Source organism: Stutzerimonas frequens, assembly GCF_024448335.1.
Classification (GTDB): domain Bacteria; phylum Pseudomonadota; class Gammaproteobacteria; order Pseudomonadales; family Pseudomonadaceae; genus Stutzerimonas; species Stutzerimonas frequens.
Window position 1 is genome coordinate 282,677 of record NZ_JAMOHM010000004.1, and the last position, 17,104, is coordinate 299,780.

17 protein-coding genes are annotated in these 17,104 nt (G+C 65.7%); 7 read left to right on the forward strand and 10 right to left on the reverse strand.

Annotated elements, in window-relative coordinates; translation table 11 throughout:
• The first annotated feature begins 264 nt into the window (after positions 1-264).
• The 7 genes from NAO55_RS08170 (at position 265) to NAO55_RS08200 (ending at position 6,618) form a co-directional block, all read left to right on the forward strand.
• Positions 265-1,077 carry a CbbQ/NirQ/NorQ/GpvN family protein gene (locus tag NAO55_RS08170; RefSeq protein WP_041771999.1) on the forward strand — a complete coding sequence of 271 codons (813 nt, stop codon included), beginning with the start codon at positions 265-267 and terminating at the stop codon, positions 1,075-1,077.
• Positions 1,061-1,648 (forward strand): cytochrome c oxidase subunit 3, encoded by a 588-nt coding sequence (locus NAO55_RS08175; protein ID WP_102838619.1) that lies wholly within the window; start codon positions 1,061-1,063, stop codon positions 1,646-1,648. The genes NAO55_RS08170 and NAO55_RS08175 overlap by 17 nt, the downstream gene beginning before the upstream one ends.
• A gap of 10 nt (positions 1,649-1,658) precedes the next feature.
• Positions 1,659-1,907 carry a cytochrome C oxidase subunit IV family protein gene (locus NAO55_RS08180; RefSeq protein ID WP_013983984.1) on the forward strand — a complete coding sequence of 83 codons (249 nt, stop codon included), beginning with the start codon at positions 1,659-1,661 and terminating at the stop codon, positions 1,905-1,907.
• Between the two features lie 157 nt (positions 1,908-2,064).
• Positions 2,065-3,246 (forward strand): heme d1 biosynthesis radical SAM protein NirJ, encoded by a 1,182-nt coding sequence (gene nirJ, locus NAO55_RS08185; protein WP_102838620.1) that lies wholly within the window; start codon positions 2,065-2,067, stop codon positions 3,244-3,246.
• A gap of 70 nt (positions 3,247-3,316) precedes the next feature.
• Positions 3,317-4,153, forward strand: a complete 837-nt coding sequence (gene cobA, locus NAO55_RS08190) for a uroporphyrinogen-III C-methyltransferase (protein WP_102838621.1) — start codon at positions 3,317-3,319, stop codon at positions 4,151-4,153.
• Complete coding sequence (locus NAO55_RS08195; RefSeq protein WP_102838622.1) at positions 4,144-5,655, forward strand: nitrite reductase; 1,512 nt, start codon at positions 4,144-4,146, stop codon at positions 5,653-5,655. The genes cobA and NAO55_RS08195 overlap by 10 nt, the downstream gene beginning before the upstream one ends.
• Positions 5,656-5,757: 102 nt before the next feature.
• Complete coding sequence (locus tag NAO55_RS08200; RefSeq protein WP_013983988.1) at positions 5,758-6,618, forward strand: LysR family transcriptional regulator; 861 nt, start codon at positions 5,758-5,760, stop codon at positions 6,616-6,618.
• 24 nt (positions 6,619-6,642) lie between these two features.
• Here NAO55_RS08200 and NAO55_RS08205 read toward each other — a convergent pair whose 3' ends face one another.
• The 10 genes from NAO55_RS08205 to NAO55_RS08250 form a co-directional block, all read right to left on the reverse strand.
• Complete coding sequence (locus tag NAO55_RS08205) at positions 6,643-7,782, reverse strand: HPP family protein (protein ID WP_102838623.1); 1,140 nt, start codon at positions 7,780-7,782, stop codon at positions 6,643-6,645.
• A gap of 95 nt (positions 7,783-7,877) precedes the next feature.
• Positions 7,878-9,320 (reverse strand): cytochrome-c oxidase, cbb3-type subunit I, encoded by a 1,443-nt coding sequence (ccoN, locus tag NAO55_RS08210; RefSeq protein WP_102839648.1) that lies wholly within the window; start codon positions 9,318-9,320, stop codon positions 7,878-7,880.
• Between the two features lie 273 nt (positions 9,321-9,593).
• The gene (locus NAO55_RS08215) at positions 9,594-10,703 is read right to left on the reverse strand and encodes a methyl-accepting chemotaxis protein (RefSeq protein ID WP_102838624.1); all 1,110 of its coding nucleotides are present in this window, start codon (positions 10,701-10,703) and stop codon (positions 9,594-9,596) included.
• Positions 10,704-10,714: 11 nt separating this feature from the next.
• Positions 10,715-11,458 carry an SDR family NAD(P)-dependent oxidoreductase gene (locus NAO55_RS08220; RefSeq protein WP_013983992.1) on the reverse strand — a complete coding sequence of 248 codons (744 nt, stop codon included), beginning with the start codon at positions 11,456-11,458 and terminating at the stop codon, positions 10,715-10,717.
• A 117-nt stretch (positions 11,459-11,575) separates the two neighbouring features.
• On the reverse strand, positions 11,576-12,766 hold the full coding sequence (locus NAO55_RS08225; protein WP_102838625.1) for an NnrS family protein: 1,191 nt from the start codon (positions 12,764-12,766) through the stop codon (positions 11,576-11,578).
• 320 nt (positions 12,767-13,086) lie between these two features.
• Positions 13,087-13,269 carry a twin-arginine translocase TatA/TatE family subunit gene (gene tatA, locus NAO55_RS08230; RefSeq protein WP_014597691.1) on the reverse strand — a complete coding sequence of 61 codons (183 nt, stop codon included), beginning with the start codon at positions 13,267-13,269 and terminating at the stop codon, positions 13,087-13,089.
• A 51-nt stretch (positions 13,270-13,320) separates the two neighbouring features.
• A complete protein-coding gene (locus NAO55_RS08235) occupies positions 13,321-13,893 on the reverse strand; it encodes a nitrous oxide reductase accessory protein NosL (RefSeq protein ID WP_102838626.1) in 573 nt (190 codons plus the stop codon).
• A gap of 27 nt (positions 13,894-13,920) precedes the next feature.
• Positions 13,921-14,751 (reverse strand): ABC transporter permease, encoded by an 831-nt coding sequence (locus NAO55_RS08240; protein ID WP_102838627.1) that lies wholly within the window; start codon positions 14,749-14,751, stop codon positions 13,921-13,923.
• Positions 14,748-15,674: an ABC transporter ATP-binding protein gene (locus tag NAO55_RS08245; protein ID WP_102838628.1), complete on the reverse strand. Its 927-nt coding sequence runs from the start codon at positions 15,672-15,674 to the stop codon at positions 14,748-14,750. Before NAO55_RS08245 ends, NAO55_RS08240 begins: the two co-directional genes overlap by 4 nt.
• Positions 15,671-16,984 carry a nitrous oxide reductase family maturation protein NosD gene (locus NAO55_RS08250; protein ID WP_102838629.1) on the reverse strand — a complete coding sequence of 438 codons (1,314 nt, stop codon included), beginning with the start codon at positions 16,982-16,984 and terminating at the stop codon, positions 15,671-15,673. The genes NAO55_RS08245 and NAO55_RS08250 overlap by 4 nt, the downstream gene beginning before the upstream one ends.
• Positions 16,985-17,104: the final 120 nt, after the last annotated feature.

Consider the following 17,104-nt stretch of genomic DNA (forward strand, 5'->3'; position numbering starts at 1 on the left):
TACGGCAGATCCAGTTGTTGTTGGTGCACTGGCATCCTATGAGAGCGGCTTTGCGGGTCCGCTTGACGACAATCAAGAGATCCCTCCTCACCCCCTGAGCGTGACGCCTTGTCGCGGGCAAACCTTGCGCTGGGTCTCGCTCCGCCACGCATCCGCAGCGGGCTTGATCGCAATCAAGCTTTGCCGGCAGGCTGCTTGAGCGGCCGGACCCGGATCGGTAGCGTGGCGATCGAGATAACCAACCGCTGCCGTGAGGTATTGCCTGTGAATGCGCTCGAGATCCCAACCGCCGCCGGCACACCGGATGCCCCGTTCTATCAACCACTGGGCAACGAGGAGCAGCTGTTCCAGCAGGCCTGGCAGCACGGCATGCCGGTGCTGATCAAGGGCCCGACCGGCTGCGGCAAGACGCGCTTCGTGCAGCACATGGCGCACCGGCTGAACCTGCCGCTGTACACCGTGGCCTGTCATGACGACCTCTCCGCCGCCGACCTGGTCGGCCGCCATCTGATCGGTGCCCAGGGCACCTGGTGGCAGGACGGACCGCTGACCCGCGCGGTGCGCGAAGGCGGCATCTGCTACCTGGACGAAGTGGTCGAGGCGCGCCAGGACACCGCCGTGGTGCTGCATCCGCTGGCCGACGATCGCCGCGAGCTGTTCATCGAGCGCACCGGCGAGGCGCTGAAGGCGCCGCCGGGCTTCATGCTGGTGGTGTCCTACAACCCCGGTTACCAGAACCTACTCAAGGGTATGAAGCCGAGCACCCGCCAGCGCTTCGTGGCGATGCGCTTCGACTATCCGCCAGCCGCCGAGGAAGAGCGCATCGTCGCCAACGAGGCGCAGGTGGATGCCGCGCTCGCCGCCCAGGTGGTCAAGCTTGGCCAGGCACTGCGTCGGCTGGAGCAGCACGATCTGGAGGAAGTCGCCTCGACCCGCCTGCTGATCTTCACCGCACGCATGATCCGCTCCGGCATGACGCCGCGGCAGGCCTGCCTGGCCTGTCTCGCCGAGCCGCTGTCGGATGATCCGCAGACCGTTGCCGCGCTGATGGATGTGGTCGATGTCCACTTCGGCTGAACGCGTCGCCCAGCCGTCCCGGCGCCTGCCGGGTGACCTGGCGATGTGGTTCTTCATCCTCGCCGAGCTGACGGTGTTCGCCATCCTGATCCTGGCGTTCGCGGTCACGCAGATGTTCAACCCGCAGCTGTTCGGCGAAAGCCGCGCGGCACTGGACAGCTCCATCGGCCTGGCGCTGACGCTGAGCCTGTTGACCTCCGGCCTGCTCGCCGCGCTGGCGGTGGAACAGGTCCGTCAGGCGCGGCAGGGTCGTGCGGCGTTGCTGCTGCTCGCGGCGCTGGCCTCGGCGTGCATCTATGTGGTGCTCAAGCTCAACGAGTATGGCCACCTGGCCGGGCTCGGCCTGGGGATGGAGCACAACACCTTCTTCACCCTGTACTGGATTCTCACCGGCTTTCATTTCCTCCACGTACTGCTGGGCATGGTGATTCTCGGCTGGCTGGCCGAGCGTTGCCGGCGCGGTGCCTACCGCACGGACGCGCACAGCGGCCTGGAATCCGGGGTGCTCTACTGGCACATGGTGGATCTGGTCTGGGTGCTGCTGTTCCCGCTGGTCTACGTGCTGAACTGACGAGGTCGTCATGTCCGCTTCCAAGTTACTGGTCGCCTGCTGGCTCGGTCTGGCCGCGCTTTCCGTCTCCACCGTCGTGCTCGGCAGTGCGGGCGCCACCCTGGCACTGACGGCAGGCGTTCTGCTGGCCGCATTCGGCAAGGCCTGGCTGATCACCGACGGTTTCATGGAACTGCGCCATGCCCCGCCAGCCTGGCGCCTGCTGCTGCTCGGCTGGCCGTTGCTGATGGCCATCGGCGTGCTGCTGACGCTGCTCTGACCAGCGGTACGGCCTGCCCGCCCGGCACCAATAGCCCTGCAACTTTTATTGTTTCTGATCAAGGTCAGCCCTATCTCGCTCGGTGATCCTGCCACTCAAGAGTTGGACGCGCGAGACGGCGCGCCCGGTGTCACACGCTGCCGAAGCGGAGCCGACCATGTTGAGAATCAGCCATTACCTGCGCGCCCTGGCCCGGCCGGCCACTCCGGTGCTCGGTGCCCGCAGCGTCAGCGGCAAGCGCCCACCCGTGGTGATCTGGAACCTGCTGCGCCGCTGCAACCTGACCTGCAAGCACTGCTACGCGACCTCCGCCGACAGCGAGTTCCGCGACGAACTGGATACCGTCGAGGCGCTGAAGGTGATCGACGATCTGCACGAGGCCGGTGTGCGCGTGCTGATCCTCTCCGGTGGCGAACCGCTGCTGCGGGCCGACATCTTCCAGCTGGCCGATTACGCCCGTGACAAGGGTTTCTTCGTTGCGCTGTCTACCAACGGCACGCTGATCGACGAGAGCAACATCGAGCGTATCGCCGCGGCGCAGTTCGACTACGTCGGCATCAGCATCGACGGTCTCGAGGCGGTGCACGACGAGTGGCGCCAGCTCAAGGGCAGCTTCGCCGCGTCCATGCATGCCATCGACCTGTGCCGCCAGCGCGACATCCGCGTCGGCCTGCGCACCACCCTGACGCAGAACAACTACCCGCAGCTGCCGGCCCTGCTGGCACTGATGCGCGAACACGATGTGCAGAAGTTCTACCTCTCGCACCTCAACTACAGCGGCCGCGGCAAGCGCAGCCGCAAGGCCGACGCTCATCACCAGATGACCCGCGACGCCATGCGCCAGCTCTTTGAGCAGGCCTGGGACGACGTCCAGCACGGCCGCGAGACCGATTTCGTCAGCGGCAACAACGACGCCGACGCGGTCCTGCTGCTGCAATGGGTCGAGCAGCACCTGCCGGAACATCGCGAGCGCCTGGAGGGCATGCTGCGCGCCTGGGGCGGCAACGCCTCGGGCAGCGGCATCGCCAACATCGACAACATCGGCGACGTGCACCCGGACACCTACTGGTGGCAGCACACCGTCGGCAACGTGCGCCGCCAGCGCTTCAGCGACATCTGGCTGAACGAGCCGGCGCCGCTGTTGCAGGAGCTGCGCCAGCATCCGCGCGCGGTCCACGGTCGCTGTGCCGACTGCCGCTGGCTGGCTATCTGCAACGGCAACACCCGTACCCGCGCCTGGGCGCAGGGCGATCTGTGGGCCGAAGACCCGGGCTGCTACCTCTCCGACGAGGAGATCGGCCTGCCCGCCGCCGAGCGCATTCCCAGCATCGCCATCTGACCGATCAAGCGGCCGACCAAGCGCCGCAGCAACGCACTCCGTAAGCCCGATGAGAATTCAGGAGCACCGCATGGACCAGCCACTCACACTTCCCGCCTCGCTGAGCGCGGCGTTCGCCCCGGGCGAAGTCGCTCTGGTCGGCGCCGGGCCGGGCGACCCCGGCCTGCTCACACTGCGTGCCTGGAGCCTGTTGCAACAGGCCGACGCGGTGGTCTACGACCGCCTGGTCAGCGACGGGTTGATGGCGTTGCTGCCGGCCGACTGCAGCCGCCATTACGTCGGCAAGACCAGTGGCTACCACAGCCTGCCGCAACCGGAAATCAATCAGCTGCTGGCCGATCTGGCGCTGCAGAACAAGCGTGTGGTGCGGCTCAAGGGCGGCGATCCGTTCATCTTTGGTCGCGGTGCCGAGGAGCTCGAATTCCTTCTGCAACGCGGCATCGACTGTCAGGTGGTGCCAGGCATCACCGCCGCGGCCGGTTGCAGCGCCTATGCCGGCATCCCGCTGACCCATCGCGACCTGGCGCATTCCTGCCAGTTCATCACCGGCCACCTGCAGAGCAACGGCGAACTGCACCTGCCGTGGGAAGCTCTGGCACAGGGCGGCCAGACCCTGGTGTTCTACATGGGCCTGGCCAGCCTCGGCGAGATCTCGCGCAACCTGATCGCCGCTGGGCTGCCGGTCGACACGCCCGCCGCGCTGATCGGCAACGGCACCCGCGAGAACCAGCAGGTGGTGCGCTGCACGCTGCGCCAGCTGCCAAGCATGGCCGACCAGCAGCATCTCACCCCGCCGACCCTGACCGTGATCGGTCGGGTGGTGGGCCTGTTCGCAGATCGTCAGGTTCAGCACCCGGCACATCTGCAAGGTGATCCGATCAAGATTGCGGAGGCCTCATGCAACTGATTCCTGCCCTGCTGCTGGCGGCGGCGTTGCCGGCCGCCACCTTCGTCGCCCTCGACATGGCCGTCGCGGCACCCTTGCCGACGGACGCCCAGGCGCTTTACCAAACGCATTGCCAGAGCTGTCACGGCGTCAACCGCCTCGGCGGCGCCGGGCCGGCGCTGCTTCCGGAGAGCCTCAGCCGCATCAAGCCGGCCGAAGCCCACGCGGTGATCCGTGACGGCCGCCCGGCAAGCCAGATGGCCGCCTATTCGCAGGTGCTGAACGAAGCGCAGATCGCCGGCCTGGTCGATTACCTCTATCAGCCGTCGGCCGTGCCGCCGACCTGGAACGACGCCGACATCCGCGCCAGCCACCGCATTCTCAAGGACCTCGCCACGCTGCCAACGACCCCGCAGCACGGCGCCGACCCGCTCAACCTGTTCGTCGTGGTGGAAGCCGGCAATCACCACGTCCGCGTGCTGGACGGCGATCGTTTCGAGGAATTGGCGAACTTCCAGTCGCACTTCGCCCTGCACGGCGGGCCGAAGTTCTCGCCGGATGGCCGCTTCGTCTACTTTGCCTCCCGCGACGGCTGGGTCAGCGTCTACGACTTGCACAACCTGAGCATGATCGCCGAGGTCCGCGCCGGGCTGAACACGCGCAACCTGGCGGTGAGCAACGACGGCCGGTGGGTGCTGGTGGGCAACTACCTGCCGGGCAATCTGGTGCTGCTCGATGCGCGCGACCTGTCGCTGGTCAAGCACATCCCCGCGGTCGGCCAGGATGGCACGCCGTCGCGGGTCAGCGCCGTGTACACCGCACCACCGCGCGACAGCTTCGTGGTCGCGCTGAAAGACGTGAAAGAGGCCTGGGAGCTCTCCTACGCCGGCGAGCCGACCTTCGAACCGCGGCGCATCGAGGCCGCCGACTTCCTCGACGACTTCTCCTTCACCCCCGACTACCGCCACCTGCTGGCCACCTCGCGCAAGGCCCACGGCGGCCAGGTGATCGACCTGGATACCGGTAAGGCGGTCACCGACATCCCGCTGCCGGGCATGCCGCACCTGGGCTCGGGCATCTATTGGAAACGCGACGGCAAGTGGGTGTTCGCCACGCCCAACGTCAGCAAGGGGCTGATCTCGGTGCTCGATCTGCAAACCTGGAAGCTGATCAAGGAGATTCCCACCGAAGGCCCGGGCTTCTTCATGCGCAGCCAGGCCAACTCGCCCTACGCCTGGACCGACGTATTCTTCGGCCCGAACAACGACGCCGTGCACCTGATCGACAAACAGACCCTGGAAGTCGCCCACACCCTGCGCCCGATGCCGGGCAAGAACGCCGCCCACGTCGAATTCACCAACGACGGCCGCTACGCCCTGCTCAGCGTCTGGGACACCGACGGCGCCCTCCTCGTCTACGACGCCAACACGCTGGAGGAGGTCAAACGCATCCCGATGAACAAGCCCTCCGGCAAGTACAACGTCGGCAACAAGATCGAATTCGCCGAAGGCACTTCGCACTGATCGTGAGCGGATCGCCCACCGATTCAAGGTGGGCGCCCCCACGACGGTCACAACCCCCTACAATCATCGGTTCCGTCACGTTCACTGCATTTAAGGTCGACCATGGATATTGATCTCGCCCGCACCTTTCTCGAGATCATTCGCAGCGGCAGCTTCATCGCCACGGCCGAGCGCCTGCACATCACCCAGACGGCCGTCACCGCGCGCATACAGAACCTGGAAAACCAGCTGAGCTGCCGGCTGTTCGTGCGCAATCGCGCCGGGGCGCGGCTGACGGCCGATGGCGAGCGCTTTGCCGCCTATGCCCGCCAGCTGGTGCAGACCTGGGAGGCCGCGCGGCGCGACCTGCCGCTGCCACGGGGTTATGGCGAACTGCTCACGCTCGGCGCCGAGGTGAGCCTGTGCAACCCGCTGATGCTGGCCTGGGTCCAGCGGCTGCGGCAAGCGCTGCCGGGCCACGCCGTGCGACTGGAAGTGGGCAGCGGCGAAGAGCTGCAGAAGAAGCTCGACCTCGGCGTGCTCGACGCCGCGCTGGTACACCAGCCGGAGTACCTGCCCGGTCTGCAGGTCGAACAGCTGCTGGAGGAAAAGCTGATCCAGGTGGTGCAGGCGCAGAATCCAACGCCGTATCTGTACGTGGATTGGGGGCCGGCATTTCGCAAGCAGCATAACCAGGCGCTGCCCGAATACACCCGCGCCGCGCTGTCATTCAGCCTCGGGCCGCTGGCCTTGCAGTATCTGGTGCAATGCGGCGGCCGCGGCTACTTTCGCACCCGCGTGGTCCAGCGCTATCTGGAAGAAGGGCTTCTCAAGCGAGTGGAGCAGGCGCCGGAGTTCAGCTATCCGGTCTACCTGGTGCATGCACGCGCCAGCGAATCGCCCGCGTTGCTCAAGGCCATCGAACTGCTGCGCGAAGTAGCCCTCGACGATTACGACTGGTCCCGCTGGTACTACGATATCTGAGCGTCGCGCCGGACTCGTGGCCGCTCAGTCCGGCAGCTGCTTGAGCCAGTTGCGGTACAGCGCGGCGATCAGATCCGTCTGGGTAATCATGCCGACCAGGCGCTGTTGCGCATCGACCACCGGCAGGCAGTGCAGGCCGCGATCCGAGAGTAGATAAACCAGTTCGACCATGTGCGTATCGGCGGTCACCGAGACTACTGGCGAACTCATGATCGCGCGTAGCTTGGTGCCGCGCAGGAAGTTCAGCTGACCGAAACTGAGCCGCCCCGGCCGCGGGTGGAAGTGCTTGAGCAGGTCCACCTGGGTGACGATGCCGACCAGCCGATGGTCGTCGCCCTGCACCACCGGCAGCGAGCGCAGCCGGTGCAACTGCAGGGTCTGCCAGGCCTGCTCGATGAAGGTATCCGGCGTGTGCCAGTACAGATCGCGTGACATCACGTGCGCCGCGGTGATCTCGCCCATGCTGCGCCGCAGGGCGTGCTTCTCGGTCTGCTTGATCAGTCGTTCGAGGTCGTCACGGGTGACGTCGACATACTCGCCGAATTCCTGCAGCGCCCGGTCAACGTCGTCATGGGTGAAGCTCATGCGCTCGCCCGGCGGCAGGTCGCGGGTGTGATGACTGTTCTCGCGGCTCAGCCGCGGCTTCGGATAGGGATGCCCGGTCAGGTTGTTGTAGACCAGCGCGACCGTCACCAGGAGCGCCGAATAGAACAGCACTGGCCCGACCAGCGCGTAACCCAGCTGATGCAGCTCCGGGCTGCCCACCGCCGCCACCAGCGCCAGCGCGATGCTCGGCGGATGCAGGCAGCGCAGATAGAACAGACAGAGCAGCGACAGGCAAGCCGCCAGCGCCAGCGAGGCGATACTGGGCAAGCCGCTCATGCCCAGACTGATGCCGATCAGCGCCGCCAGCAGATTGCCAACCAGAACCGCCCATGGCTGGGCGAACGGGCTGGACGAGGCGACGAACACCAGCACCGCCGAGGCGCCGGCTGGCCCCATGATCTGCAGGGTCAACGAACTGCCGACCAGCATGTAGCCGCTGCAGAACACCAGCGGCATGACGATGGCGACGCCGAGGGCGGCGCGCAACCACTCCTTCGGCGAAGCATTCAGCGGGGCGGGAAGGAACGAGCGAATCCAGAGGGCGAAAGAGTCGTGCATTGGTCCTGCTTGTGTCGAAATCGGAGAGACCGCCCGGCGGGCGGTGGAGCGGTCCGTCCCTGGACCGGTTTTGAGCGAGATAGCTGCCCGGGCGTTCAGCTGGCCAGCAGCGGCGCTGCCTGCGGCACGCGCTCGTCGCGGCGGGTGCGCACGGTCAGCCAGGTGTTCAGCGCCATCAGCAGCATGCCGCAGGCGAAAATGCCGCCGCCGGTCATGCGCACGATGTAGCCGGGATGGCTGGCTTCCAGCGCCTCGATGAAGGAGTAGGTCAGCGTGCCGTCTTCGTTGACCGCGCGCCACATCAAGCCCTGGGTGATGCCGTTGACCCACATCGAGGCGATGTAGAGCACGGTGCCGATGGTCGCCAGCCAGAAGTGCGCGTTGATCAGGCCGATGCTGTGCATCTGCTCGCGCCCCCACAGCCGTGGAATCAGGTGGTACAGCGAGCCGATGGAGATCATCGCCACCCAGCCCAGCGCCCCGGCGTGTACGTGGCCGATGGTCCAGTCGGTGTAGTGCGACAGCGCGTTGACCGTCTTGATCGCCATCATCGGGCCTTCGAAGGTCGACATGCCGTAGAACGCCAGGGAGACCACCAGAAAGCGCAGGATCGGATCAGTGCGCAACTTATGCCAGGCACCGGAGAGGGTCATCATGCCGTTGATCATGCCGCCCCAGCTCGGCGCCAGCAGGATGATCGACATCACCATGCCCAGGCTCTGCGCCCAGTCCGGCAGCGCGGTGTAGTGCAGGTGGTGCGGGCCGGCCCAGATGTAGATCGAGATGATCGCCCAGAAGTGCACGATGGACAGGCGGTACGAGTAGATCGGCCGCCCGGCCTGCTTGGGCACGAAGTAGTACATCATGCCGAGAAAGCCGACCGAGAGAATGAAGCCCACCACGCTGTGCCCGTACCACCATTGCACCATCGCATCGGTGGCCCCCGAGTACATCGAATAGGACTTGAGCAGGCTCACCGGGATCAGGGCATGGTTGATGATGTGCACCATGCCGGTAACGATGATAAAGGCGCCAAAGAACCAGTTGCCGACGTAGATGTGGCGGATGCGCCGGCGGGCGATGGTGCCGAAGAACAGATAGGCGTAGAGCACCCAGATCAGCGTCACCCAGAGCGCGATCGGCCACTCCATCTCGGCGTATTCCTTGGACGTGGTGTAGCCCAGCGCGTAGCTGATCGGCATTGCCACGCAGGCTGCCTGCCAGCCCCAGAACACCACGGCGGCCAGCCGATCGGAAATCAGTCGGGCATGGCTGGTGCGCTGGACGATGTAGAAGGACGAGGCGAATAGCGCGCCGCCACCGAAGGCGAAGATCACCAGATTGGTGTGGATCGGTCGCAGCCGGCCGAAGCTGGTCCAGGGCAGATCGAAGTTCAGCTGCGGCCAGACCAGCTGAGCGGCGATGAAGACGCCGAGGCCCATGCCGAGCACACCCCAGACCAGCGTCATCAGGGTGAACTGGCGCACCACGTGGTAGTTGTAGGCAATCGGTTCGGGACTGTTGTGCAGTTCGCTCATGCTCGCCAGGCGGCCGACGCGGGCGCCCAGGAAACGAACATCGAGATCTGCCAGCGCAGCGCTGGCAATGGTCGACGGACCGGCACGCCGCATCCGCTCGCCGCTCCTCCTGGGATCGGTTCATATCGAGCGCGGCGGATTGCCGCGCAGACGGAATGCGTGCGCATTGTCTGCGGCGGGTTAAATGTTATCTAACGAATAGTATTGCTCGATAAGCGCAATATTTTTGTACTAACAGCAGTTCATGCGCGAAGCGCGCAGGTACTTGAAGCATCAAGCCGCGCGGCTCGTCCCTTGCTCGAACTGATCGACCACCGCGGTGACGATGCGCATCACCTCCAGGTTGGCATCCTCCATCTGGCCGAGGTGACGCAGCGCGGTTTCCAGAGCGTTCTCGGCGAATGCATTCAGCGCAGCCTGCCCCTGAGCATGCACTGCCGTGTGCGGCCGCTCGATCTGGCGGAAGCAGTCCAGCGCCTGGATATCGCGGTTGCCCTCGCCGTAGTACCAGCGACCGAAACGACAGTCGCGCTCGCTCGGCAGCTGCGGAATCGGCTGTGTCTGGTCGCTCAGCAGGTGGTTGTAGACCACGAACTTCAGCGACAGCTCGTCGAGATTGGCCAGCTCGATGCCGGCCCGGAAGGAAGACGCGGCGCTGCTCGCACGCATCGCCCCGGCCAGCTGGTAGAGCGTACGCATCGCCTCGACCGCGACCTCGGTGGTTCGGCTGAAGCCCTTGGCGTGGCTGCCCTGCAGCTGGATGTAGTCATGCACGTTGCGGATTTCGGCCTGCACTTCGCCAATCTTGCGCACGATGTCATCGGTCGCCAGCGCGGTCTTTTCCGCCAGGCTGCGAATCTCCCCGGCGACCACCGCAAACCCGCGCCCGGCTTCGCCGGCTCGTGCCGCCTCGATCGCCGCATTCAGCGCCAGCAGGTTGGTCTGGCTGGCGATGCCGCTGATGAGATCGACGATGCCGTTGATCTCCTGCGAGCGCTCGGCAAGGGTATCGACCTTGCGCGAAGCCAGGCCGAGGCCCTCCTCCATCTCGGCTGCCTTGCCCTGCAGCTCGCTGAAATGCTTCTGGTTGCTCAGCGCCGCGCTGGCGACCTCGTCGGCGCGGGCCTTGTTGTCGCCCAGCTGCCCGGTGAGAAACTCGAACGACTCGCCGAGATGGGCCACCGAGGTGCTGAAGCGAATCAGCTTTTCCGACACGCCGCGGTAATAGTCGAGCTGTCGCTGGCGTTGCTGGCTGGCGGCTTCGGCCACCTGCAGCTGCTGTTCCAGCGCTGCGACGCGCGCCGACTGCTCGGCGTGACTGGCCTGCAACGCGCGCAGCTCCTGCTCCAGGCGTACCGCGCTGCGCTTCCACTTGAACCACATGCGGGTATCCCTCAGCTGATGGTGTAGCCGTTATCCACCACCCAGTCCTGACCGAACACGCCGCGCGCGCCTTGCGAGAGCTGGAACAGGATGACGTTGGCGACCGCCGCGGACTCGAGGAAATGCCCCGGCAGCAGGCGCTTGGTAACGCCATCGGCAACGCCTTCGAGCTGGTCGTCGGTCAGTCCCAGCGTGCCCCAGATCGCGGTAGCGGTCGGCCCTGGCGAGACCATGTTGATGCGTACATCCAGCGGCGCGAACTCCACCGCCAGCGTACGAGCCTGCGCCGCCAACGCCGCCTTGCTGGCGATGTAGGCGGCCAGTCCGGGGAAGGTCGAACGGATCAGAAAGGTGCCGACGAACACCACCGAAGCCGGCTTGGCCAGCTCGTTACGCATGACCGCGAGGGTATTCAGCGCACCGGCGCCATTGACTGCCCACTGCCGGTCGAAGGCCGCCATGTCGAGGCCATCGGCCAGTTCGGCGATGCCCGCATTGGGCACCAGGTAATGCACGGGGCCGAGCTGGGCCGCGCGCCGGCCCAGCTCGGCCAGGTCTTCGGCCGAAGTGACATCGCCACGCAGCCATTGCAGCTGCTCCGGATGCGTGGCCAACAGCGCCTCGAGACCGCCCAGGCTGCGCGACATCGCCAGCACTTGGGCCCCCCGCTGCAACAGGGCAGCACACAGTGCCAGGCCGATTCCGGAGCTGGCACCGGTCACGACCGCAAGACGATCCTGAAACTCGCTTTTCATTCATCATCTCCGAGCTCGACACGTGTCGAGTCACAGGCCGCCTCGCCAGAGGCAGCGGTTTTCAAGCTGGTTAGGTGTGGCAGGTGCGGCGGCACCTGCCGATTGCGACTTGCGCTGTTAGCCCGGGTGTCCATCCACACGGGGCGCGACCAGCATCGGCGCGTAGCGCCAGACGTAGAGTGCGAAGGCCAGTGCCCAGCAGGCCGCTGCCAGCCACAGCCCGGCGACCGGCCAGATGACCGAGAGGAATACCCGCGCAGCCGTACCGAGGTTGAACAGCACGAAGGCCCCGACGATGCCCGCCGGTAACTGCAGCGGCCGACCGGTGTGGCCGAGGGTCACCCGAGCGATCATGGCCAGGATCAAGCCACTCATCGAGCCGACGCTCAGCGCATGCAGCGACGGGCTGGACTGCGCCAGCAGACCGAAATGCCAGAGCGCCAGGCCGAACGCCGCGACCACCAGCCAGAGCATCGCCAGGTGCAACGACCAGAGCAGGCCGACCTTCCAGATGCCCTTGTCATACCAGCGCGCCAGACGCAGCAGATGGCCGGCGCCGATAGCCGCGAACAACAGGCCCAGTACAGGGTGTGGCTGCATGGCGATGCCAACTGCATGCAACAGGGCGATCACACCGGTGCCCACCAGCAGGGCGACATCCAGCCATACCCAGGGCTTGAGCGCCTCGACCTTGCCCAGCCCGCGCTGGGTGAAGAACGGAATCACCCGCCCGCCGATCAGCGCCATCAATGCGGCCACCAGCCAGAGGCCGGCCAGCACGCCCTGGCGCTGCAGGGCATCGCTGCCTTGCAGCAGGCCGCTCAGCACCAGCAGGTCGGCACCGAACATCAGGCCCAGCACCACTACGATCGGGTAGTTGCGCTTCTGCCGCACCGCCCAGAGCATCTGCGCCATCATCCAGGCCAGGGCCAGCAGGAACAGCAGGTCCAGCGGCGCCAGCCACTCGGCTGGCAGGCCGAACAACCAGCCCAGGCGTGCCGCCAGCCAGAGCAGCGCCAGCCCCATCAGACGGTTGCCGGAGGGCGCGGTCTGCCCGGTCCAGGTCTGTACCGCGGTCAGCAGGAAGCCGGCGACGATCGCCATGGCGAAGCCGAACAGCATTTCGTGACGGTGCCAGGCGAGCCAGCCGCCGGTGGGCTGAAAGCCCGGCCAGAGCCCGGTCCAGGCGGCGACCCAGAGCGGAATCGCCAGCAGCGCATAGACGCTGCCGACGAGAAAGAAGGGGCGAAACGCGAGCCGCCAGATAGGCGGGATACTCAGGGCTTTTCGCCGGTCGATAACTTGCACGGAAGGCCTCCAGTATTGCCATGTCCCGTAGCGCATAGTCATGGGCGCAACGGGCAGATGAGCGCTCCAGAAAGCGGGAGCCAGGGTTACTTTCTACAGGGTAGGAGCCCTCGGCAGACTTGATTGCAATCAGCTTTTTTCCGAGGCGGCGGGAAAGTGACGTGCGGCGCCGAAGACCCGCTCGAAGATGCACCGTTGCGGTGCAAGGCGGCCATGCGGCCGTGCGGGGATACGAAGCTGACCTGCAAGCGCGGACAGGCGCCGGCAGGCCTCGGAGCGGCGACCGGCACGTGAACCGGCGCCGCAGGAGGCAGACGCGCCTACTTGAGTTCCTGCTTCACCGTCTCACTGCTCGCGGTCGTTTCACCGTCGCTCACCGACTTGCGAAAACCGCTGATCGCGCTGCCCAGGTCGGAGCCCAGGCCACGCAGGCGCTTGGTGCCGAACAGCATGACGACGATCAGAAGAATGATCAGAAGTTGCCAGACGCTGATACCCATCATTGTGCTTACCTCGAATGTGTCGGAAGAGTGGTTGCGGCCACTGAGTACGCCTCAGTGCCCCTGGTGTGCGTTGTGTGCATCGCTGGGCATGTGCTCGTGCATGCCGCCGTGCTGCATGCTCGCCGCTTCCTGCAGCAGCGCCTGATCGATCTGATCGAAACGCAGCACGCGGCCACCGTGTTCCTCGGCCAGACGCATGGCGGCCTGCTCTTCGGCGAAGGTCGCCAGCGACGCACCCATGGCGCCCTTGAGCGACGTGCCGACCACATAGTAGGCGCGGGTTGCGTCGATCAAATGACTGTCATCCGGTTTTTCCCAAACGCTACGGCCCATGTCGTGCACGTACAGCTTGGCGTCGAGCAGGCGGTTTTCCGGCTGCAACCACCAGCCGAGCATCTCGGCAGTGGAGCAGAACTTCTTTACCCCACCCTTCTCCACCGCCTGCCCCTTGGGCCCGGGGAAGTCGCTGATGATCATGCCGCAGACATGGCATTCGTCGCTGTCGTGGAAGGCCACCGGGTCCAGCGCCTGCTCGACCTCTTCCTTCTCGCCGCAGCCGGCCAGGCCGACAGCAAGCAGCAGAGCGAGGAAGGTTCCGGCGCCGATGCGATGCAGTGCGTTCATAGAGGATTTCCTTTTTGATTCATGAATTCAGGCCAGCCGACGGCGGAAGATGCCGTAGGCCAGCAACAGCGAAACGCCAACCCAGGCCAGCAAACAGAGCCAGAGCACCGCGCCCGGCACCGGCAGGTCGGCACCGAGCGAGAGCACGCCCATGGCGCTGCCGCTGCCCTCGAAGCCGGACAGGTTGATCAGCCGGTAGATGTCGGTGGGGTTGAGCAACAGCAGCCAGGGCAGCAGTTCGGGATTGAACTTGCCCTCGCTGAGCACCAGCAGCGCGAGCAGCACCAGGTCGAACACCAGCACGAAAAGAAACCACACGCCGAGCGCCAGCCCGGCGGCACTGGACTTCTCGTTGACCTTGCCGCTGAGCACGTAGGCCAAGGCGAGGAATACCCAGCCGAGCAGCGTCGAGGAGATCATGAAGCGGCCGAACGCCCAGAACAGCATGCCGAGTTCGACACCCTCGACCAGCACCCCGATGGCCAGCGCCGCGCAGCCGAAGCCGATCAGCACCGCCAGGGCGAGGATCAGCCCGTGGCCGACGAACTTGCCGAGCAGGATCTGCCCGCGCCCCAACGGATAGGTCAGCAGCAGCATCAGCGTGCCGCCCTCGTCCTCGCCGACGATGGCGTCATAGGCCAGCAGCAGCGCGATCAGCGGCATTAGAAAGGTGGCGAGGCTGGCCAGGCTGGCGATGGTCGCCGGAATCGAGGTGAAGCCAAGCTGGCCGGAGGCCGCGGCGCCCAGCCAGGCGATACCCACCGCGAGCACCGCGAAGAGCAGACTGATGGCAAGCAGCCAGCGGTTGCGCAGGCCGTCGCTGAGTTCCTTGCGGGCGATGTTCCAGACCTGGTTCATACGCGACCCTCCTGGGCGCGCACATCACCGGCGCGCTCCATGTAATAGCGATAGAGGTCTTCCAGCGACGGCTGGTGGATCTCAATGTCCTCCGGCTCGCTCTCGCCCAGCAGCTGGCGCAGCAGCACCAGCTTGTGGCCGTTGACCGCAACCACTTCCAGGCTCGATTCGCTGAGACCACGGGCGCTGTGCCCGGCATCGGTCCAACGCTGCAGCCAGCTGTCGCGCTCGCTGACGCCACTGGCACGGATGCGCACCGGCAGCCCGGCCTCGGCACGCAGTTGCGACAGGCTACCTACGGCCTGCAGGCGACCCTTGGCGAGGATCGCCGCGCGGTTGATGTGCGCCTCGACGCCCGGCAGCACGTGGGAACAGAGAATGATGCTGGTGCCGCGCTGACGCAGGCGGTCGATCAGCAGGTAGAGGTCCTGGGTGGCGATCGGATCGAGGCCCACCGTCGGCTCGTCGAGCAGCAGCAGGCGCGGTTCGCCGAGCAGTGCCTGGGCCAGGCCGAGACGCTGGCGCATGCCCTTGGAATAGGTCTTCACCCGGCGATCGGCGGCATGCGCCAGGCCGACCTGCTCGAGCAGCTCGTCCACCTGGCTCTGCGCCGCGCCCTTCAGGCGAGCGAAATGGCGCAGGGTTTCGCGGCCGCTCAACTGCGGGTAGAAGGTCACGTTCTCCGGCAGATAGCCGAGCTGACGGCGCACCTGCGGATCGTTCGGCGCGCGGCCGAGGACTTTCACCTGGCCCTCGCTCGGCGCGAGCAGGCCGAGAATCAGCTTCATGCTGGTGGTCTTGCCGGCGCCGTTATGGCCGAACAGCCCCAGCACCTCGCCCTCACCGAGGTTCAGGTTCAGATCGTGCAGCACGGTCATGCTGCCGTAACGCTGGCTTACGCCCTGGATCTCGACGGCGTTCATGACGTTGGTTCCTGCTTTTCGGTTAGGAGTTCTTCAGTGGGCAGCTTCATCAGCGGATGGCTGTCCTGCACGCCCGGCGACTTGACCACCGGGAAGGCACGTTGCACCCAGCGCAGCACCTCGATGCTCGGGCTGTTCATCAGCAGGCGCACCTGCGGGTAGAGCCAGAGCAGCCGGTCGACGTTGTCGTTGGGTTCGTAGGCGACATCGCCCAGCCCGTCGTCATTGCGGTCCCAGCCCAGGTAATCGCTCCAGTAGTTGCCACGGCCGTCCACCGACCATTCCTGGGTGCGGGTCGCCACGTACTTGACCTGCTGCTGGTTGCCGACGAAGGCGTTGCCGGAAATGCGGTTGTCTTCGGAGCCGGCGGTCAGGTGGATGCCCAGCGAGCTCTTCTCGAAGTGGTTTTTCTCGATGGTGTTGAACAGCGAGTTGTAGATGAACAGCGCCTTGCCCTCACCGCCGCTGATCATGCTGTCGCCACCGGTATCGCCACGCTGCACGTCGCTGACGAAGTTGCCGGTGATGGTCGAGTAGGTGATGTAGTTCATCAGGATGCCGTAGTTCTGATCCTGCTCGGAGCGGTTGCCCGTGACGATCAGCTTGCGGCTCTGCATCAGTGCGTAGCCGGTACGGGTACGGCGGGTGACGTTGTCGATCACGCTGTTGTCGTTGGCGAACATGTAATGCACGCCATAGCGCAGATCCTCGAGGACGTTGGCCTCCAGGTGGTTGCCGTTGGAGGTGTCGATGTAGATGCCATCGCGGACGTCACGCACCCGATTGCCGACGATGCGTGCACCGTTCACCGCGAACAGGTGAATGCCGTTGCCGCGATCCTGCGAGCGAATGTCCACCTCGCCGACGATCTCGTTGCCGATCACCTGTACGTCGGCGGCGCCATCGACGAAAACGCCGAAGCCCGGCCCCTGCATGCGGTTGTTCCGAATCAGCGCTCGAGGCGCGGCCGGCAGGACGAACACCGCCGAGTCCATGGCGGTGAGATCGGAGCCCCAGTCGCGCAGCGTGCAGCCTTCGACGGCGACGTCGGGCGCGCTGATGAGCAGGCTGCTGCCCTGGCCTTGGGACCGGATGACGGCGCCCGGCTCGCAGCGCAGCTGCATCGACTGCGCGATGCTGAACTGGCCCTGATATTCACCGGCAGGCAGGCGCCAGCGGTTCTCGCCGTCGGGCTGCAGCGGCAGCGTCGTGATGGATTGCGGTGCCGCCTGGGCCGCACCACTCAAAAAAAGCAGCAACATGATGGCTGCGGGGTATCGCGAGAAATAACCAGCCTGAGCTTTGAACACTGCGTTTTGACCTTCTTCAGCTTCCAGGCAGACGGTGGCTGCCGGAAGGGCCGCGGCAGCGTGCCGAAGCCCTTCGCGACATCACGACGCCATCGCCCGACCGCAAACGGGCGATGACTG